Below are 19,120 nucleotides of genomic sequence, written 5' to 3' on the forward strand. Positions count from 1 at the left end.
TTGGCGGTTTGCATCAGAAGCGCCAGATCACGTCGATGAACGCGCGGTGCATGTACGAATCAACCTGCTTGCCGTAGGCATCGCCCGGTTTGAACACACCGCCACGGAAACGCACCAGGGCCGATGGCTCGTCGATCGACTGGCTCAACGCCGCCGGCAACAGGCCTTGCTTGAAGTACTTGGTGACGACCAGGTCCATCTCCTGACCCAGATCCTTGTTGCCGTCTTCAAGCGGCAGCGAGGTGCTGGAGAGGATCGCGCCGGTGGCGTCGTCGGTGTTGTTTTCCACAGCGTTGATGCCGTTGCTGCCCACCGGCTTGTTGCCGTCGACACGCCAGAACTTGTGGTAGATCAGGCTGGCGTCGTACTCGTCGTTGACCATCCACGAACCGAACAGGGTTGCGGTCTGCATGTTGTTCATTTCGCCGCGGAAGGCTTCGCCGAAACGGTGCACACGCGAGCGCGTACCGGTGTAGTTGGAGCGGTTGCTCTCCAGACCGTTCTGTTCGTAATCGGCGCTGGCGCGGGCATACGCACCGCCGACTTGCCATTGCGGATCGAGGCGCAGGCGCACACCGATGTCGGTGGCCCAACCGTTGACGTCATCGCTACGCTTGGCTTGCGCCGGACGCGAGCCATCGGCGTTCAAGGCGTTGACCGTATCGCGGTCGCCGCTCATGCCGGTGATGCTGCCCCAGTAGTTGACGGTGTTGGTGTTGCGCCAGTTGTAGGCGTCGCTGTCAGCGGTCAGGCCGAGCCAGCTGACGTCGCCGTTCTCGGTTTTATCCAACGAATCGCGCGCTACGCCCGGCTCGGCGTAATCGAGTTTGCCGTCATCATGGGTGTGGTGACCGCGAATGCCGACCCAGTTGCCCGGAGTCCACTGATAGGCGGCATCGGCGTAGGCGTGCAGGCGATCCTTGTCTTTCGGCGCCAGTTCTTTCAAGTCGGTGCGGTATTCGCTGAAGCGTTCGGCCACACCGGCGTTGGCGCGCAACAGGGTGGTGTCGAAGGTCCAGTTCAGCGCTTCGATGTTGGTGTCGCGCCATTGGCCGTCGTCATTGCGCAGACGCTGGCGACCGAACTTGAGCATCTCGCCCGGGTACGGGGTGAGGCCGCTGTAGCCGACCCAGAACTCGCGCATCGCCAGGTAGTTTTTCTTGGTTTTGCGATCACTGTTGTCGGTGGCTTGTTCACCGTCGGATTGTTGCAGGGTGTCGGTTTCGATGATGTCGGTCGAGGTCACGGCCTGGCCCATGGCGTAGGCGCTCCACGCGCCGCTTTCGCCGTAGATCCACGGACGCAGGTCGAGGCCGACGCCGTTGACGTCGCCGCCCTTGGCGGTGCCGAGGTCACGGTCGTCTTCGGACTGGCCGGTGACTTTCACTTCCAGGCCGAAGTTCTTGGTTTCAGTCATCGCGGCCAGTGTCGGGCAAGACCAGATCAGCGCGAACGAAAGGCCAATGCCGGCCTTCACGAATGGATTCAACTTCATAATTTTTCCTCGCCGTCTTCTTCTTGCAGGGCGTGCAGTTGCAGCGTGTTCGGGTTCAGAGCGCCACGGCTGGCTTGCTCTTGTTGCAGCAGACGTTGGGCTTCGGCCAGACGCTCGGGCGGCAGTTGCGCGGCGAGGGTGGTCGCCAGCTCATCGGCTTGCGGGGTGTTTTGTGCTTTGGCCAATTGGCTGAACACGTAGGCGTTGAGCGGGTCGGGCTTGGTGCCCTTACCTTGGGAAAACAGCTGGGCGATGGCGAAGTCGGCGCTGTTCTGGCCGTTGCGCGCAGCGGTCAGCAAGTGATCGAGCGCCTTCTGCGGGTAGACCTTGCCGAGGTAACCACGACGATAGATCTGGCCGAGGTAGTAGTCGGCGGCGACTTCGCGGCCGACGGCTTTCTGGAAGTGTTCTTCGGCGACTTTCGCGTCGGCCGGGACCAGTTTGCCTTCGTAGTAGAGCTTGCCCAGCAACAGCTCGGCGCGTGGCTGGTCGGCGGCGCGGCCGTTGTCGAGGTACTTCATCATCTGGTCGACGTCGCCCAGTTCCGGGTAGTCGTAGAGCAGTTGTGCGAGGGTCACCCACGACGCCGGGTAACCCGGAGCGATCGGCTCGAGCAACGACTGCGCGGTTTTCTCGTCAGTCTTGCCGAGGGTCGAATCGGCCAATACACGGGCCACGGAATCGACACGCTGCGCGGTGACCGTGCCACGGCTGTAACCGGCCTGCATCTGCTTGATCAGCTCGGCCTGCTGCTCTGGCTGGGCACGTTTCTGATAGACCGTGGCCAGTTCGACGTAGCAGATGTCGGTGGTGTTGAGCGCGGCTTTGCAGATCTTTTCCACGTCATCCAAGTGCTGGTCGTAAGTGCCCTGAGTGCGATACAGCAGCACCTGCGCCAGACCCGCTTCCGGGTAACCGGATTTGCGCCACTGATCGATCTGCTGCTGGGCGTTGATGTTGGGGAAGCTGTGCGGGTATTGCAGGTACAGCATCGCCAGCGGGATCAACGTGTTGCCTTCGCCATTGGCGGCGGCTTTTTTCAGCAGGCTTTCGGCTTCGTGATGCTCGGCTTCGGTGGAACCCGGCTTGGCCACCAGCAAGCGGCCGAGACGCGCCTGAGCACGCGGCGAAACACTGGCGGCGGCGCGGTAAGTCGCTTCGGCCTGTTTCATTTGCACAGGGTCGCGGCTGTCGACCTGGATATCGGCGAGGCCGACTTGCGCTTCGCTGTAACCGAGATCGGCCAGTTGCTGATAATTCTGCGCAGCGGTGGCGGTGTCGCCACGTTTGAGCGCTTCGTTGGCCAGACGCTGATCGGGCAGGCCGGCACAACCGGCCAGACTCACCGCCAGCGCCAGCGAGCACACCACATGAACTCTGTGGGAGCTGGCTTGCCAGCGATTCAGGCGACTCGGTACATCAGACATACCGCGCTGATCCAATCGCTGGCAAGCCAGCTCCCACAGGGATCGCGGTGTTTTCAGGATGGGTGGAGTAGTCACAGGCATGTCCTCGACTTAAAGACCGGCAGCCATGGCTTTGTCGATCAGCCAGTTCAGGTTCGGGCCACGGTCGCTGTTCACTTCCACCGGGCGGCCGGCCAAGCTGCTGTCGAGCGGCTCGTCAGGCTGGATCTGTACGCGGATGTCGGAGGACAGGTCGGCGCTTTTCAGGCTGGTGCTGCTGACGATCTTGCCGGTGCGGGTCTTGTCTTCGCCGGCGATCTGGAAGCTCACCGGGGTGCCCGGACGCACGTCGCCGAACTGGCGATAGGAGAAGCGCGCATCGACGGTGGCCTGGGTGTTGCGCGGCACCAGTTGGAAGATCACGTCGCCTTTGCTCGCGTACTGACCGTCAGCCACCAGTTGCTGGGCCACGGTGCAATCGCATGGCGAGGTCAAGGTGCCGGTCATTTGCTTGCCGAACAGTTCTTCAACCTTGGCCGGGGACAGTTGATCTTCTTCCAGATGACCCTTGAGCACGTCGAGCATGCTGGTGCTGAAGGTCGCCAGTGGCGCGCCTTTGGCTGCAACGCCGTCGGACTTGACCAGGCTCTGCACGGTGCCGTCACGCGGCATGGTGATGTTCATCCCCGGCACACTGACCAGACCGGCCTGTGCGTGGCTGACGAAGTACATGCCGTACACCGATTTGAAAATGAAACCCGCCGCGACCAGACCGACCGCGAAGATACCGGCGCTGAACGTCACCGCTTTCAGGCGCCCGAACGGAGTCATGCCGGAGCCGCCGTCCTTGACCTTGCGCGCTTTGGTGAAGTTGTCGCGCTGCAGGGTCGCCAGCACTTCGCCGATGCTGACGATGTCGCCGGCCAGGTGCGAGGTGATCAAGTGGCGCAGGGTGGAAATATCCTGCGGTTCCAGATTCTGGAACTGGCAGCCGGCGCGGCCGGTCTGGCGGTCGAAGGAACGCACCTGCAATTCAACGTCCATGGCGATGCCGAGGTTGTCGATGACGAATTGCAAACGCGCCTTGTACACCTGGCCAATGGTCAGCGGCAGTTGCCCGGCGTTGAACGCCAGACCACCGGCAGACAGGTCGATGACCCGCGCTTCGACCGGCGTCCGGTCAGGACCGAAGAAGCGCAGTTTGGCCGGGATTTTCACGCGGGCGTGTTGGCGCTGGGCTTCGGATTCATGCACTACGTTGGCGTTGACGGCGGTATTCATAGGGGCGATTTCCTTGTTAATTCAATAGGGGCGGGTCAGACCATCATCAGCAGCACGGCGACAAAAATGCTGCCGGCGGAGAAGGTCATGGTCCGAGACGACCAGGTGTTGAACCAACGTTGAAAGCTGGCGAGATCACGGGTCAGGGATGTGGGTTGGCGAGTCCAGGATTGTTGGTCGAGGCGGAAGAACACGTAAATCTTCACCAGCGCACCGACGATCTGGTTGTAATACAGAATCGCTGGGTAAGCCGGGCCGATCCGGTGACCGGAACACGACAACAGCAACGTCAGGATCAGGCGGGTGATGCCGATCCACAGCAGGTAAACCAGGATGAACGCGGTGCCGTACTTGAAGCTGGCTATCATCGCCACGGTCAGGCCAAGCAAGGAGGTCCACATCGATACGCGCTGATCGAACAGCACCACCGAGGTGAAGGCGCCGAGGCGTTTCACACCCAGGCCCAGTGCTCGCGAGTTCTGGCGCAGGTTGTTGCCGTACCAGCGGAACATCAGTTTGCGGCTGGCCTTGATGAAGCTTTTTTCCGGTGGGTGTTCAACGGTGTTGATCGCCGCGTCAGGCACGTAGAAGGTGTCGTAACCGAGGCGCATCAAGCTGAACCAGCTCGACTTGTCGTCGCCGGTCAAAAACTTGAAGCGGCCTAGACGCCAGTGTTGTAGCGAGTCGCTTTCCACGTCGGCGATGAATTCCGGGTTGGTCACCACGGTGGCGCGAAACACCGACATACGACCGGTCATGGTCAGCACGCGTTTGGACAGGGCCATCGAGCACATGTTGATGTGGCGCTGGGCGAAACGCAGCTTGTGCCATTCGCTCATGATGTAGCCGCCGCGCACTTCGCAGAACTCGTTGGTGGTCAGGCCGCCGACGTTGCCGAACAGCTGGAACCACGGCACGGTCTTGCGCACGGTGCCTTCGCCGAGCACGGTGTCGCCATCGATCACGGCGACCACGGCGCGGTCGTCCGGCAGGTGGCGGGAAATCGCGCGGAAACCATAGGCCAGGCCATCACGTTTGCCGGTGCCGGGAATGCGCACGAAGTCGAGCTTCACACGGTCTGGCGGATTCATCCGTGCCCACAATGCCTTGACCAGCAGTTCATCGGACATTTCGACGATCGAGCAGACCACGGTGGTCGGCAGTTCGCAGTCGATGGCTTCGCGGATCACTGAGCTGTAGACCTGCGCGGTGGTGAGCGCGTCGATACGGAAACTGGTGACCATCAGGAACACATGCGACGGGTCTGCCGCCTTACCCAGCTTGCGCACTTTGCGGCGCAGGTGCGGGTAAACGATGTAGAGAAAAATCATGCCGCGCACAAAGTGCGTTGCACCCATCGAGTAGCGCCAGATACCCACGGCGCCAATCAGGAAAATGAAGTCCTTCGACTCGGAGTCGAATGTGGATGTGGGCAGCATCAAGGCCAGGCCCATCAACAAACTTAGGTAAAACAGCCAACCGGCGGCCTGAAGTAGGCCGTGCTTTAGCCTGTGCATAATCTGCATCCGTCTCTATCTCGGGCCGGGCCCGATGGGGTTAAGGCAGGCTTATCGATGCCCCCTGTAGGAGCTGCCGAAGGCTGCGATCTTTTGATTTTCCTGGGTTCACTCGGATCTCAAGTGTTCCCGGAAAGATCGCAGCCTCGTTTCACTCGACAGCTCCTACAACGGGTTCACACAGTGGTTGCGTGGCGTCGCGGTGTGCGGCGCCGCGCAACGTCTGCTTTACCAGCAGATACCCTCGGTGCGCTTACCAGCGTCGGTGGCTTTGGCCATGAAGCCCACCAGGTCGATGACCTGTTTGCCGTGCGGTGCTTCCTGAGCCAGCGAGCGGAATTTCTCGTCGCGGTTGCCGAGGATGATCACGTCGGAGTTGTCGATCACCGAATCGAAGTCCGAATTGAGCAGGGACGACACGTGCGGGATTTTCGACTCGATGTAGTCTTTGTTCGCGCCGTGAACACGGGCGTACTCGACGTTGCTGTCGTAGATGCTCAGGTCGTAACCCTTGCCGATCAGCATCTCGGCCAGTTCTACCAGTGGGCTTTCGCGCAGGTCATCGGTGCCGGCCTTGAAGCTCAGGCCGAGCAGGGCGACTTTACGTTTGTCGTGGCTTTCAACGATGTCGAAGGCGTTCTGTACTTGCGATTCGTTGCTGCGCATCAGCGAGTTGAGCAGCGGCGCTTCGACGTCCAGCGAACCGGCGCGGTAGGTCAGCGCACGCACGTCTTTCGGCAGGCACGAACCGCCGAAGGCGAAGCCAGGGCGCATGTAGTACTGGGACAGGTTGAGGGTCTTGTCCTGGCAGACCACTTCCATCACCTCCCGGCCATCGACGCCGACCGCTTTGGCGATGTTGCCGATCTCGTTGGCGAAGGTCACTTTGGTCGCGTGCCAGACGTTGCAGGTGTACTTGATCATCTCGGCAACGGCGATGTCCTTGCGGATGATCGGTGCGTCGAGTTCTTCGTACAGCGATTGCAGAACGTCGCCCGAAGCCTTGTCGAACTCGCCGATGACGGTCATCGGTGGCAGGTCGTAGTCGGCAATGGCGGTGGATTCACGCAGGAATTCCGGGTTGACCGCAACGCCGAAGTCGACGCCAGCCTTCTTGCCCGAGCAGTCTTCGAGAATCGGGATCACCACGTTGGCCACGGTGCCCGGCAGCACGGTGCTGCGCACGACGATGGTGTGGCGGGTGGTTTTTTCACGCAGGACAAAACCGATCTCGCGGCATACCGCTTCGATGTAGTTCAGTTCGAGGTCGCCGTTCTTTTTGCTCGGCGTACCCACGCAGATCATCGACAGGTCGGTGTCGCGAATCGCCTCGGCGAAGTTGGTCGTGCCACGCAGACGACCGGTCTGGATACCCTGTTGCAGAAGTTCGCCCAGGCCGGGTTCAACAATCGGCGACTTGCCGGCGTTGATCATGTCGATCTTGTCTTTGGCAACATCGACGCCAACTACGTCATGGCCCCGTGCAGACAGGCAACCGGCACATACTGCGCCAACGTAACCCAAACCAAATATGCTGATGCGCATCGCAATTACCTCTGTATATATCAGGCCTTAGAGGCCGGAGTTAATGGTGTTCAGCGTTTATTAGTGCACTCGAAAGTGCGGCACACAGGCGCCACAGTGCCGTGTGCAGGCATACTAAGTTTCGAGTGTCTAAATAAGTGCACTCAAGATGTGCGCAACCAGGCCTTGTTGTTATGACTTGCCCTGTTATGCAGCCGATCCTCTTTGGAGAAGACTCTTGTGCAATCGTCTTGCGCGCTTGATGTCAGGAGGAAAGTCCTGTAAATCAAGCGGTTGGGTGCTCAGGCGAGCACGTTTATTAGGGCGCGGCCATGGCCTTTGTAGGGGATATAGATGGTGCGTATCTCCTGTCCATCGTCTGTTTTGAGACTAGTTAGTCATCTAGGCAAGTTGCTGTGACAACTTGGTTACATGGCTATCTGCTCTGCGTAAGTTATCTCGTACAAACTCGGCGAGAATCGTTACCGGTGGTATGAGCTATGCATTTGGACGAAGTTCCTGTCCGCTCATCGCGAAATCTGAAATTTCTTGAAATATTGTCAGAGATGGCACTAGTCTCAATTTGATAGCACTTTCGTTTTCGACCTTTAATAACAGGCGAAAAATCACGTTAGATAGTTTTGTGCCACTACGCTGAAAAAAGTTAGGTGCCACTACTGAAAAAAATGATCAGTGTCGAGTGAAACTAATCTTAGAAAAGACAGGGAGGATTTTCTGGCGCCATTAAAATGGCGAAAAGGTGCGAGGGTTTTTTGACATCGTGCGAGCTGCACGACTCTTTATAGAAAGAGTCGTGCATTGGGCATGCATTATTCCGGGGCGTGGTCGCGCAAAAACACCAGATTGTCGGGTTTCGACTGTTCGACGCTGTAGCGATAACCCTGCACATCGAACTGTTTGAGCTGGGCCGGATCGTTGATCTTTTCCTGGATCACGAAACGGCTCATCAGGCCCCGGGCTTTTTTCGCGTAGAAGCTGATGATCTTGTACTGACCGTTCTTCTGGTCCTTGAACTCGGTGTTGATGATCCGCGCGTTCAGGGCTGTGCGTTTCACCGCCGAAAAGTACTCATTGGAGGCGAGGTTGAGCAGCACGTCGTCGCCTTGATCGGCCAGCGCTTCATTGAGCCATTCGCTGATGCGCGTACCCCAGAAGGCGTACAGGTCTTTGCCACGGGCGTTGGCCAGTTTGGTGCCCATTTCCAGACGATAGGGTTGCATCAGGTCGAGCGGGCGCAGCAGCCCGTAGAGACCGGAGAGCATGCGCAGGTGTTTTTGCGCGTAATCGAAATCGGTTTCGCTGAAGGACTGTGCGTCGAGACCGGTGTAGACGTCGCCCTTGAACGCGAGCAGTGCCTGTTTGGCGTTGTCTGGCGTGAACGCGGGCGTCCAGCTGCCGAAGCGCGCGGCGTTGAGCCCACCGATTTTGTCGGACACGTGCATCAGTTCGCTGATCTGCGCCGGGGTCAGGTCGCGCAGTTGCTGGATCAGTTCCTGGGAATGGTCGAGGTATTGCGGCTGAGTGAAGCGCTGGGTCGCCGGCGGTGTTTCGTAATCGAGGGTCTTGGCGGGGGAAATCACCATCAGCATGAAGTCGTCTCCTTTAATCGTGGGGGCGATTCTAGGGGGTTGTCGGTGTTGACTCCAGCTATGGGGGTTATAGGTATGGGTAAGCTCGGGCATTTGCGACGGCTGGTGGATTTTTCCCTCACCCCAGCCCTCTCCCAGAGGGAGAGGGAGCCGATCTCATTGATTTCAAAATTTGAGTGCGACTCGATAGTTCAGATTGGCGGATATCGAAAGCGATACTCGGTCAGCTCCCTCTCCCCCCGGGAGAGGGCTGGGGTGAGGGCGGCGTCCTTCAGCCTTGCACATCAGCTATAGTGCCGCGCGGGTTTTGTTATGGAGACATCCCTTTTGCGCATTGTTCTTTTATTCACCGCGTGGCTGTTGAGCTTCGGTGCCGTCGCGGCGCCGGGCGATGTGGCGACGATGGATCGCAGCACCTGGCCGGAGCAGCTTAGCAACCCGACCCTGTTTGACGTGGCGTCACGGGCGGAAATCCTGATGTTCGCCCGTGTCCTGCTGGGCACCGAGTCGATGGACGAGGCCGCTCTGGCGCAGCGTCTAGGCTTGCGCACGGTCAATATCGATGCGGTCAACATTCTGCGCCAACGCCTCTGGCAGCGCCTGCTCGCCAACTACAACTTCGCCCAGCAAAGCTGCGATCAGGACGCCTCGTTCTGCTTCCTTGTAGAAGACTTGCCAACGCTGCGCGAGCAAGCCGCCAAGTTCGTCGTCAGTGACGACAGTTATTACACCAAGTGGGCCGAGCCGAGCCGGATCTTCCATGTGCAGTACCTCGACGAGTTGTTGCGCAAGGCCGCTTTGTCGCCGCAGAGCAGCAACGAATTCGATCGTTTCGGTGACTACGAGCGCAACGGCGACGCGATGCACGACCGGCTGTTCCTGCTGACCTTCGACAGCGCCGCCAATCTGCAACCGGACAACTCCGGCTGGCTCACCGAATACCTGCGCAAATCGAACCTGAGCGGCACGTTCTTCGTGCTGGGCAAGGATATTCAGGCGCGGCTGGCCGATCGTTCGGTGAGCAGCCTGCAAGCGGGGTTCTCGAAACAGTGCGTTGGCGTTCAAGGTTGGGAGTTCCGCTCCCACAGCCACTGGCAGGACTGGCAGGATTCGGTGCGGCGTAGCGCTGATCTGGTGAAGAACAAGTTGCCGGAAAACTACGTGCCGCTGTTCCGTCCCCCGGAAGGGCAGCGGCGTAGCGATGCGCAAGGTTTCTTCAACAACCAGGGCCTGCAAGTGGCGCTGTGGGACATCGATGCCCAGGACGGTGCCGGCAAACTCAAGGGCACAGCGAGCGCGCAGAGGGTACTGACCCTGATGCTGCTGTGGCGACACGGGGTGATCAATTTCAACATGAAACAGGACGCGGTGAAGACCTCGTTACCGTGGCTGATCACGCAAACCGCGCAGAGCGGTATCGGTTGGGAAGACTGTCAGGACGCTTTTCGCTGAGAAACGAAAAAAGCCCGGAAACATTGGGCTTGGGGCGATTTTTTTGAAGAAATCGATGCAGGCGGACTTCCGACTTTAGCGGGGTCTGGGCAGTCCGCCAAGGGCTTTTCGTCACTCTGCAAAATAAACTTAAAAAAACCGTCAAAGTACTTTTTTATGTCATCGGTTTTGGAGTATTACGAAGACAGACCGCCGAAACCTGCAACACAGGTGGCGTCTTCCAAGACCCGTTTGTTTGCAGTCACTTGAATCTCCGCAGGTGAGATTTCGGCAGTCACTTCGAGGCGCAGCACCGCTCAGGTATTGCGTCCAATGGCTCTGACAAAGGTGACCGAGTATGGATGATCACGGACGTAGCCCTTCCTCCAACCAGCCAATCCTTTATGTACTCGATACCAACGTATTGATTCACGATCCAAATGCCTTGCTGAATTTCGAAGAACACCACGTCGCGATCCCGATGACCGTGCTGGAAGAGCTGGACAAGCTCAAGAGCGGGCATCACAGCGTTGCCGCCGAATGCCGTCAGGCCATCCGGCTGATCGACAAGACCCTGGGCGACGCTTCCCCTGAAGACGTCGAGCTGGGTGTGCCGATCCAGCGCGGTAAAGGCGGGCCGAAGGGCTTGCTGTCAATTCTGATGAGCAAACAGGCCGAATCGAATCTGATTCTGCCCGAGCATCTGAACGACAATAAAATCATCAACCAACTGATCGATTTGCACACCCGCGATCCGAAAAAGCCTGTGGTGCTGGTCACCAAAGACATCAACATGCGCCTCAAGGCGCGCGCCTGTGGCATCGATGCCGAGGATTACAGCACCGACCAACTGGTCGATGACGTGTCTCTGCTGCCCAACGGCTATCACAACATGACCGGCTCTTTCTGGGACCGCGTGAGCAAGGTCGACACCCGCCAGGATCACGGCCGCACCTGGCATCAAGTGCAACTGATCGACAACCTGCCAGCAGTACACATCAACGAGTTCATCATTGACGAACAGGGCTTTGTCGGCTGGATCAAGGAGATCGACGAGGCCAAGCTGCTGATCCTCGACCTGCATCAGGAACCGCTGCTGCACCAAGAGGCCTGGGGGCTGAAGCCACGCGACATCTATCAGAGTCTGGCGCTGTACGCGTTGCTGGATCCGGACATTCATCTGGTCAACCTGTCGGGTGCGGCAGGCTCCGGTAAAACCATTCTGGCGCTGGCCGCGGCGATCGAGCAGACCATGGTCAGCAAGCGTTATCGCCGCATCATTGCGACCCGCAGTGTGCAGGGCCTGGACCAGGAAATCGGCTTCCTGCCCGGCACCGAAGCGGAAAAAATGGAGCCTTGGCTGGGCGCCATCACCGACAACCTCGAAGCCTTGCACATGGATGACGAAAACACCCATGGCAGCGTCGATTACATCCTCAGCAAAGTGCCGTTGCAGTTCAAATCGCTCAACTACATTCGCGGTCGCAGCTTCCAGCAGAGCCTGATCCTGATCGACGAATGCCAGAACCTTACGCCGCACCAGATGAAAACCATCATCACCCGTGCCGGCGCCGGTTCCAAAGTGGTGTGCCTGGGCAACCTCGCACAAATCGACACCCCTTACCTGTCCGCGACCAGCTCCGGGCTGACCTACCTGACCGAACGCTTCAAGGATTTCCCCAACGGTGTGCACATCACCCTGCAAGGGGTGCCTCGCTCGATCCTGGCCGAATACGCCGAAACCCATCTGTAACCTTTCAACCAAAACCGGGCGGCCTAAAAGCCGCCCGGTTTTTTATGGCCCTGCACAAATCCAGATGTAGGAGCTGCCGAAGGCTGCGATCTTTTGATCTTGATCTTCAAAAGCCAGATCAAAAGATCGCAGCCTTCGGCAGCTCCTACACAGGTTGCGTGATAATCCGACTCGCAGAAATTTGACCCGCAGGTTTACAATCGTCGCTCCTGATCAGGAGTAATCCCGTGCTGACTCATCTCGATTCCCAAGGTCGCGCCAACATGGTCGACGTCACCGAAAAAGCCGTGACGTTCCGTGAAGCGACGGCCCAAGCGCTGGTGCGCATGCTCCCCGAAACGCTGCAGATGATCGTCAGCGGTGGCCATCCCAAGGGCGACGTGTTCGCCGTGGCGCGCATTGCCGGCATTCAAGCGGCGAAGAAAACCAGCGATCTGATTCCCCTGTGCCATCCGCTGATGCTCACCGGCGTCAAAGTCGAACTCAGTGCTGATGGCGACGACACCGTGCGCATCGTTGCCCGCTGCAAGCTGTCCGGGCAGACCGGCGTTGAGATGGAAGCGTTGACCGCTGCCAGTGTTGCCGCCCTGACCATTTACGACATGTGTAAAGCCGTCGATCGCGGCATGACCATTGAAAGCGTGCGTCTGCTGGAGAAGGTCGGTGGCAAGAGCGGGCACTTTCAGGCGGAGCAGCCATGAACCTGACCGTGAAGTTTTTTGCCCGTTACCGCGAAGCGCTGGGCGTGGATTCGGTAAAGATTGAAGGTGATTTCGCCACCGTCGAGGACGTTCGCGCACTGCTCGCGCAACGTGACGGCGCCGAGGTACTGAGCGAGCAGAACCTGATGTGCGCACGCAACGAAGACCTCTGCCAACTCGATGAGCCGGTGGTCGATGGCGACGAAGTGGCGTTTTTCCCTACCGTGACCGGGGGCTGATCCATGGCGATTCGCGTGCAGGCCACGCCGTTCGATCCGGGCGCTGAAGTCAACGCGATGCATGCGGCCAATGTCGGCGTCGGCGCGGTGGTGAGTTTTGTCGGCTACGTGCGCGACTTTAACGACGGCCTCGATGTAGCGGGGATGTTCCTCGAACACTATCCGGGCATGACCGAAAAAGCCCTCGGTAAAATCGCCATCGAAGCCGAACAGCGCTGGCCGTTGCTGAAACTGGAAGTGCTGCACCGCATCGGCGCATTGGAGCCGGGCGAACCCATCGTGTTTGTCGGCGCCGCCAGCGCCCATCGCCAGGCCGCCTTCGATGCCTGCGCCTTTGTCATGGACTACCTGAAAACCCGCGCGCCGTTCTGGAAGAAAGAAAACACCAGCGACGGGCCGCGTTGGGTTGAGGGGCGGGACAGTGATCATGCAGCGGCGGATCGCTGGAAGAAATAACTCCTGTAGCGCCTTCAAATCAGCTATCGCGAGCAGGCTCACTCCTACAATTGGAATGCGTTCCCCTGTAGGAGTGAGCCTGCTCGCGATGACGTCATCTGCATCACCAAAACCTCCATCTTTGCCCGATTGACGCATTGTACATATAAGTCCAATATGGATTTACAAGTACAAAAAAGCTTCAGTCTTGCCGCTCGAAGCTCCCCGCTTCCAGTTGCTCTTCTTCATCTTGCCAAACCAACAACAACCCGCGAGAGAACGAACATGAAGAAACTCCCCCTCATCACCGGTCTGGCCCTCAGCCTGTTGGCCTCCGCCAGCGTGTTCGCCGCCGAGCAAACCCTGCGCATCGGTATCGAAGCCGCTTACCCGCCATTTGCGTCGAAAACCGACAAAGGCGAAATCGTCGGTTTCGACTACGACATCGGCAATGCCCTGTGTGCGCAGATGAAGGTCAAGTGTGTGTGGGTCGAAGGTGAGTTCGACGGTCTGATTCCTTCGCTGAAAGTGAAAAAGATCGACATGGCGCTGTCCTCGATGACCATCAACGAAGACCGCAAGAAGTCGGTGGATTTCACCCGCAAGTACTACTTCACTTCGTCACGACTGGTGATGAAGGAAGGCGCCACGGTCGACGATCAATACGCGAGCCTCAAGGGCAAGAATGTCGGCGTGCAGCGCGCGACCACCACCGATCGTTATGCCACCGAGGTGTTCGAGCCGAAGGGCATTAACGTCAAGCGCTACAGCAACAACGAAGAAATCTACATGGACCTGGCGGCGGGGCGGCTCGATGCGATTTTTGCCGACACCATTCCGCTGAATGACTTTTTGTCGATGCCGCGTGGCAAGGGTTATGCGTTTGTCGGGCCTGAGTTGAAGGATCCGAAGTACGTGGGCGAGGGCGCAGGGATTGCAGTGCGCAAGGGTAATGCAGAATTGGTCAGCCAGTTGAATGGCGCCATTGATGGCATTCGCGCGAGTGGCGAGTACCAGAAGATTTCCGAGAAGTATTTCAAGTCCGACATCTACGGCGACTGATAGTCCGCTATCGCTGGCAAGCCAGCTCCCACAGGTTTTGTGTACACCGTAAATCCTTGTGGGAGCTGGCTTGCCAGCGATGGGGCCGGATCAATCACCGCAAATCTCTAGGCCTTCATTTCTTTCAGATGCTTGTACACCGTCGCCCGCCCCATGTTCAGCACATTGGCCACATAGTTCGAGGCGCTCTTGCCCTTGAACGCGCCCTCGGCGTGCAGCGCCAGCACCAGTTCGCGTTTGTGATCGCGGGTCAGCAGGTTCAGGCTCAGCTGCCGTTCGCGCAGCCAGGCGTGGAGGAAAGTGTTGATGCGCTCCTGCCAGTCATCGCGAAACAGTGAGTCCGGTTGCGGGATCAGTTTGCTCGGCGAGAGGAACAGGTCCAGCGCGGCCTTGGCATTCTCGAACAGCGAAATATTCAGGTTGATGCACAACACCGCCAGCGGGCGGCCTTCGCTGTCGCGCAGCACGGTGCTCAGGCTGCGAATCTTCTGGCCATCCCAATTGAGCTTTTCGTACGGGCCGATATTACGGTCGCTGACATCCTCGCTGAGCATGTCCTCCAGTGACGAGTCGTCGCCGATCTCGCGCTTGGACAGGTTGTTGGCGATGTAGTCGACCTTTTGCGTGCGCAGGTCGTGCAGCACCACTTCAGCGTGGGGAAAGAACAGCGTGGCGATGGCGTCGGCGACGGCGCGGAAGTTATCCAGCGCCGGGTCGAATTCAGGGGCAGTCATGACAGTGGAGCTCCAGGCAGCGTCAACGCCCCCGTGATCAGGAGGCGCTGCGAGTGTGCCGCAATCCGTTGGGCGCGTCATCCGTGGACAATCAGGCGAGGCGAGCGGGGGCGAGCATGGCGCTGTCCAGCCCGAACTGCTGCAAGTGCTCGGGCAACGGCTCGCCGCGTACCAACGCCGCGCTGGCCTGGCCCATCGCCGGGGAAGTCTGAATGCCGTAACCACCCTGCGCCGCCACCCAGAACAGCCCCGGCACCTGCTGATCGAAGCCACTGAGCAAATCACCGTCGGCGACGAAGCTGCGCAGGCCGGCCCACGTACGCGTCGGACGGCGGATGGTCAGCGTGGTGGCTTCTTCGATCTGGTAGATGCCCATGGCAATGTCCAGTTCTTCCGGCTGCACATCGTGAGGCTCGACCGGGTCGGCGTTGGCGGGCGAGCCGAGAAACATGCCGGCGTCGGGCTTCATATAGAAGGATTCGTCGAGGCTGACCAGCATCGGCCAGTGATGAATGTCGACGCCTTCCGGCCCGGCGAAAATGAACGCGGCGCGGCGCTTCGGTTGCAGGCCCAGCGGTTGGGCGCCGGCCAGTGTGCCGATCTTGTCGGCCCAGGCGCCGGCGGCGTTGATGATCACTGGCGCGCTGAACGTCTGGCCGTTGGTCTGAACACTCCAGAGGCCCTCGGTATCGCGACTGAGGCCTAGCACTTCGCAATCGGTGTGCACTTCGCCGTTGTTGCGGCGGATCCCGCGCAGGTAGCCCTGATGCAAGGCGTCAGTGTCGATGTCGCTGGCGCTCGGGTCATAGATCGCGCCGTGGACTTTTTCCCGACGCAGGATCGGCAGTCGCGCGCAGGCTTCGTCGGCGCTGAGCAGTTGCATCTCCGGCACGGTGGCTTTGGCGCTGAGATATTGGTTGTTAAGTTCGGCGGCATCACCGGTGAAATCCACGGTCATTTCACCGCGTGGGGTGAGCAGTGGGTGTTCGCAGAAACCGGCTGGCGGGTGGTCAAAAAACGCCCGGCTGGCCTGGGTCAGCGCGCGAACTTGTGGCGTGCCGTACGCGGCGGTAAACAGCGCGGCGGAGCGCCCGGTGGAGTGATAGGCCGGGTGGGATTCACGTTCGAGCACGATCACTTTGCCGTGCGGCGACAGCCAGAAACCGGTGGATGCGCCGGCAATCCCGCCGCCGATGATGATGAAATCTGCCTGGCTCATGTAGGTCTCCAGTGGATACGCAATATCGAGGCGTTCGCTAGTCCCTTGTGGGAGCGAGCCTGCTCGCGAAAGCGGTATATCAGTCGACATCTTCGGTGAATGTCAGACCGCTATCGCGAGCAGGCTCACTCCTACAGGGGATTTGTGGTGTTAGTGAGTCAAGTGATAAATCGCATTGGCGAGGGCGATGTCTTCCAGTCCCAGGCCGATTGAACGGAAGAACACGTGACGATCGTAATCGGGGCGCTGCACTTTCTCGCTGAGCAAGTCGGCGAGGTCGCCGACAATCGAATCCTTGCTCCAGCCATGCTGTTCACTGGCAATCAGCATCTCACCTGCCGAACCCGGCGTGGTCAGACGATAGTCGCAGAACACCTGCATGTCGTTGAGGCTCTGCGGCGGCACTTCATGGGCACGCGGGGCGTTGGTGCTGATCGAGGTGATCAGGGCTGGTTTGCTCAGCGCGGCCGGATCGATCACCGGGCCGGCGGACGAGGTGCACAGCATGATCACGTCGGCCTCGACGAGAGTGGGTTCACGGCTGTCAACGATCCTCAGGTTGGGAGTGATGGCTTTCAACAGTGCCTTGGTTTGAGCGTCGGCGGACAGGCTTGGCGAATACAGGCTGATGCTCTGCCAGTCGCGCAGACCTTTCACATAGTGCAGATGCGCCTGCGCAACCTTGCCGCTCCCGATGATTGCCAGTCGCGTGGCGTTTGTCGGAGCGAGGGTGTCGACCGCCACAGCCGTGGTCGCGGCGGTGCGCGCGGTGGTCAGTTCAGCGGCATCGCAGAGCAGCAGCGGTTGACCGGTTTTCATCGACATCAACAAGGTCCATGCCGTCACCAGCGCACCTTGCTCGCGAACGATATACGGCGAGGTCTTCACGCCGTACACGCCTTCTTCGGCCAGCACGCCCAGATAATTGATGAAGTCGCCGGCACCTTGCGGAAATTCCACCAGTTGCTGCGCCGGTTGCACGGCGTTACCCGCCGCAAGATCACGGAACAGCTTGCGCAGGATTTGCGGCACATCAATGCGCGCCAGCAGCTCACGGGCCTGATGCTGGTCGATCACGTAGGGCGTACTGGACATATCAGGCTCCGAAGATGAAGAATAAACTTATTAGTCCATTATGGACTTTTAGTTTTCTCTCGCAAGCACCTGATGAAACACCGGGCGAAAAAAAAGCGCAGTCCGTTGCCGGCTGCGCTTTTCCTTTAAACGTCGTTTACTGCGGACGCTTGCGCTCAACCGCGCGCAACAGATGCGTCGGCGGCGTTTCACAGCTGATCTTGCGACCGAGCTTCTCTTCGATGGACGGCAACTGGTAGGAGTCGTCCTCACCGGCGAAGCTGATCGACACACCGTCGGCGCCAGCACGACCGGTCCGGCCGATGCGGTGCACGTAGTCGTCCGGGACTTCCGGCAGGGTGAAGTTGATCACGTGGCTGATGCCGTCGATGTGGATGCCGCGACCGGCCACATCGGTGGCGACCAGCACGCGAATCTTGCCTTCGCGGAAACCTTCCAGGGTCTTGATGCGCTTGTGCTGTGGCACATCGCCGGACAGTTGCGCGGCGTTGATGCCATCGCGCACCAGGCGTTCTTCGATGCGGCGCACTTCGTCCTTGCGGTTGGCAAACACGATCACTCGTTCCCAGCCGTTATCGTTGACCAGGTTGTAGAGCAGTTTGTACTTGTCGGCACCGGCCACCGCATAGATGTGCTGCTCGACGTTTTCGTTGGCAACGTTGGTGATTTCGATTTCGACGATCGCAGGGTCGGTGGTCCACTGCTTGGCGAGGTTCATCACGTCTTCGGTGAAGGTCGCGGAAAACAGCAAGGTCTGGCGCTCGGATTTCGGCGGCGTCTGGCGAATGATCTGACGTACCTGCGGGATGAAACCCATGTCGAGCATGCGATCGGCTTCGTCCAGCACCATCACTTCGACCATGTCCAGGTGCACGTCGCCACGCTGGTTAAAGTCGAGCAGACGGCCCGGTGTGGCGACGAGGATGTCGCAGTGACGCGCTTCGAGGTGCTTGAGCTGCTTGTCGAAGTCCATGCCGCCAACAAACGTCATGACGTTGAGGCCGGTGTACTTGGTCAGGTCAGCGGCGTCCTTGGCGATTTGTACCACCAGCTCACGGGTCGGCGCGATGATCAGCGCACGGGGTTCGCCCATGTAGCGTTCTTTCGGCGGCGGGGTCTGCAGCAGCTGGGTGATGATCGAGATCAGGAACGCGGCGGTTTTACCGGTGCCGGTCTGCGCACGGCCAATGGCGTCTTTGCCGGCGAGGGTGTAACCCAGGACCTGCGCCTGAATCGGAGTGCAGTACGGAAAACCCAGATCCTGGATGGCGTGCATCAGTTCTGGAGACAGCTTGAAATCGTGGAAGCGGGTTTTGCCTTCCTGTGGCTCGACGACGAAATCCTCGAGTTTCCACGGAATAACCGGTGCCTTGGGCTTCGGTTCGCGGCGCGGTCTGGCCGGTTTCGGCGCTTCGCTGCGGGCAGGTTCGGCAGCGATTGGCGCGGCCGGTGCAGGTTGTGGTTCTGCCTTCGGTGCCGCTACGTGAGCGGGGCGGTCGGCCTGTGGCGCATCGTTGCGATGACCGGGGGCGTGCGACGGCGCACTGGGAACTGGCGCGAGCTGCTCAGCCTCGCTTTTACCGAACATCTTCTTGAGTGCTTTGAGCACGGTCATCTC

At 59.4% G+C, this 19,120-nt stretch carries 16 protein-coding genes; 6 read left to right on the forward strand and 10 right to left on the reverse strand.

Features of this window, described 5'->3' with window-relative positions:
• Positions 1–13: 13 nt before the first annotated feature.
• The 6 genes from LOY43_RS04895 to yaaA all read right to left on the reverse strand — a co-directional run bounded on the left by LOY43_RS04895 (position 14) and on the right by yaaA (position 8,833).
• Complete coding sequence (locus LOY43_RS04895) at positions 14–1,495, reverse strand: alginate export family protein (RefSeq protein WP_095050981.1); 1,482 nt, start codon at positions 1,493–1,495, stop codon at positions 14–16.
• Positions 1,492–3,003, reverse strand: coding sequence for an alginate biosynthesis TPR repeat lipoprotein AlgK (algK, locus tag LOY43_RS04900; RefSeq protein WP_258709284.1), 1,512 nt, complete (start codon positions 3,001–3,003; stop codon positions 1,492–1,494). Before algK ends, LOY43_RS04895 begins: the two co-directional genes overlap by 4 nt.
• 9 nt (positions 3,004–3,012) lie before the next feature.
• Positions 3,013–4,182, reverse strand: coding sequence for an alginate biosynthesis protein Alg44 (locus LOY43_RS04905; protein WP_007914303.1), 1,170 nt, complete (start codon positions 4,180–4,182; stop codon positions 3,013–3,015).
• Between the two features lie 35 nt (positions 4,183–4,217).
• Positions 4,218–5,699: a mannuronan synthase gene (alg8, locus tag LOY43_RS04910; RefSeq protein WP_371857746.1), complete on the reverse strand. Its 1,482-nt coding sequence runs from the start codon at positions 5,697–5,699 to the stop codon at positions 4,218–4,220.
• 228 nt (positions 5,700–5,927) lie between these two features.
• Positions 5,928–7,244 carry a nucleotide sugar dehydrogenase gene (locus LOY43_RS04915; protein ID WP_095050978.1) on the reverse strand — a complete coding sequence of 439 codons (1,317 nt, stop codon included), beginning with the start codon at positions 7,242–7,244 and terminating at the stop codon, positions 5,928–5,930.
• A gap of 809 nt (positions 7,245–8,053) precedes the next feature.
• Complete coding sequence (gene yaaA / locus LOY43_RS04920; RefSeq protein ID WP_095050977.1) at positions 8,054–8,833, reverse strand: peroxide stress protein YaaA; 780 nt, start codon at positions 8,831–8,833, stop codon at positions 8,054–8,056.
• Positions 8,834–9,160: 327 nt separating this feature from the next.
• On the opposite strand from yaaA, the gene LOY43_RS04925 reads away from it, so the two are divergent.
• The 6 genes from LOY43_RS04925 to LOY43_RS04950 all read left to right on the forward strand — a co-directional run bounded on the left by LOY43_RS04925 (position 9,161) and on the right by LOY43_RS04950 (position 14,454).
• Positions 9,161–10,285 (forward strand): polysaccharide deacetylase family protein, encoded by a 1,125-nt coding sequence (locus LOY43_RS04925; protein ID WP_258709285.1) that lies wholly within the window; start codon positions 9,161–9,163, stop codon positions 10,283–10,285.
• Between the two features lie 337 nt (positions 10,286–10,622).
• Entirely contained in the window at positions 10,623–12,017 is a 1,395-nt protein-coding gene (locus LOY43_RS04930; protein ID WP_016985016.1) for a PhoH family protein, read from the forward strand.
• A 227-nt stretch (positions 12,018–12,244) separates the two neighbouring features.
• Positions 12,245–12,718, forward strand: a complete 474-nt coding sequence (gene moaC / locus LOY43_RS04935; RefSeq protein ID WP_093437022.1) for a cyclic pyranopterin monophosphate synthase MoaC — start codon at positions 12,245–12,247, stop codon at positions 12,716–12,718.
• On the forward strand, positions 12,715–12,957 hold the full coding sequence (gene moaD / locus LOY43_RS04940; RefSeq protein WP_077571219.1) for a molybdopterin converting factor subunit 1: 243 nt from the start codon (positions 12,715–12,717) through the stop codon (positions 12,955–12,957). Before moaC ends, moaD begins: the two co-directional genes overlap by 4 nt.
• Before the next feature lie 3 nt (positions 12,958–12,960).
• A complete protein-coding gene (gene moaE / locus LOY43_RS04945; RefSeq protein WP_038357637.1) occupies positions 12,961–13,413 on the forward strand; it encodes a molybdopterin synthase catalytic subunit MoaE in 453 nt (150 codons plus the stop codon).
• A 264-nt stretch (positions 13,414–13,677) separates the two neighbouring features.
• The gene (locus tag LOY43_RS04950) at positions 13,678–14,454 is read left to right on the forward strand and encodes an ABC transporter substrate-binding protein (RefSeq protein ID WP_258709286.1); all 777 of its coding nucleotides are present in this window, start codon (positions 13,678–13,680) and stop codon (positions 14,452–14,454) included.
• 107 nt (positions 14,455–14,561) lie between these two features.
• On the opposite strand, the gene LOY43_RS04955 is transcribed toward LOY43_RS04950, so the two are convergent.
• The 4 genes from LOY43_RS04955 to rhlB form a co-directional block, all read right to left on the reverse strand.
• Positions 14,562–15,188, reverse strand: a complete 627-nt coding sequence (locus LOY43_RS04955) for a transcriptional regulator (protein WP_220557989.1) — start codon at positions 15,186–15,188, stop codon at positions 14,562–14,564.
• Positions 15,189–15,279: 91 nt separating this feature from the next.
• Positions 15,280–16,407: an FAD-binding oxidoreductase gene (locus LOY43_RS04960; RefSeq protein WP_095050972.1), complete on the reverse strand. Its 1,128-nt coding sequence runs from the start codon at positions 16,405–16,407 to the stop codon at positions 15,280–15,282.
• Positions 16,408–16,557: 150 nt separating this feature from the next.
• On the reverse strand, positions 16,558–17,502 hold the full coding sequence (locus LOY43_RS04965) for an ornithine cyclodeaminase family protein (RefSeq protein WP_258709287.1): 945 nt from the start codon (positions 17,500–17,502) through the stop codon (positions 16,558–16,560).
• A gap of 136 nt (positions 17,503–17,638) precedes the next feature.
• Positions 17,639–19,117 carry an ATP-dependent RNA helicase RhlB gene (rhlB, locus tag LOY43_RS04970; protein WP_095050970.1) on the reverse strand — a complete coding sequence of 493 codons (1,479 nt, stop codon included), beginning with the start codon at positions 19,115–19,117 and terminating at the stop codon, positions 17,639–17,641.
• Positions 19,118–19,120 lie beyond the last annotated feature (3 nt).

The organism is Pseudomonas sp. B21-041 (assembly GCF_024748675.1).
GTDB lineage: Bacteria > Pseudomonadota > Gammaproteobacteria > Pseudomonadales > Pseudomonadaceae > Aquipseudomonas > Aquipseudomonas neuropathica.

Coding starts and splice junctions, on each gene's coding strand:
- LOY43_RS04895 (WP_095050981.1), bottom strand. CDS start 1,495: ATGAAGTTGAATCCATTCGTGAAGGCCGGCATTGGCCTTTCGTTCGCG.
- algK (WP_258709284.1), bottom strand. CDS start 3,003: ATGCCTGTGACTACTCCACCCATCCTGAAAACACCGCGATCCCTGTGG.
- LOY43_RS04905 (WP_007914303.1), bottom strand. CDS start 4,182: ATGAATACCGCCGTCAACGCCAACGTAGTGCATGAATCCGAAGCCCAG.
- alg8 (WP_371857746.1), bottom strand. CDS start 5,699: ATGCACAGGCTAAAGCACGGCCTACTTCAGGCCGCCGGTTGGCTGTTT.
- LOY43_RS04915 (WP_095050978.1), bottom strand. CDS start 7,244: ATGCGCATCAGCATATTTGGTTTGGGTTACGTTGGCGCAGTATGTGCC.
- yaaA (WP_095050977.1), bottom strand. CDS start 8,833: ATGCTGATGGTGATTTCCCCCGCCAAGACCCTCGATTACGAAACACCG.
- LOY43_RS04930 (WP_016985016.1), top strand. CDS start 10,623: ATGGATGATCACGGACGTAGCCCTTCCTCCAACCAGCCAATCCTTTAT.
- moaD (WP_077571219.1), top strand. CDS start 12,715: ATGAACCTGACCGTGAAGTTTTTTGCCCGTTACCGCGAAGCGCTGGGC.
- moaE (WP_038357637.1), top strand. CDS start 12,961: ATGGCGATTCGCGTGCAGGCCACGCCGTTCGATCCGGGCGCTGAAGTC.
- LOY43_RS04950 (WP_258709286.1), top strand. CDS start 13,678: ATGAAGAAACTCCCCCTCATCACCGGTCTGGCCCTCAGCCTGTTGGCC.
- LOY43_RS04955 (WP_220557989.1), bottom strand. CDS start 15,188: ATGACTGCCCCTGAATTCGACCCGGCGCTGGATAACTTCCGCGCCGTC.
- LOY43_RS04960 (WP_095050972.1), bottom strand. CDS start 16,407: ATGAGCCAGGCAGATTTCATCATCATCGGCGGCGGGATTGCCGGCGCA.
- LOY43_RS04965 (WP_258709287.1), bottom strand. CDS start 17,502: ATGTCCAGTACGCCCTACGTGATCGACCAGCATCAGGCCCGTGAGCTG.
- rhlB (WP_095050970.1), bottom strand. CDS start 19,117: ATGACCGTGCTCAAAGCACTCAAGAAGATGTTCGGTAAAAGCGAGGCT.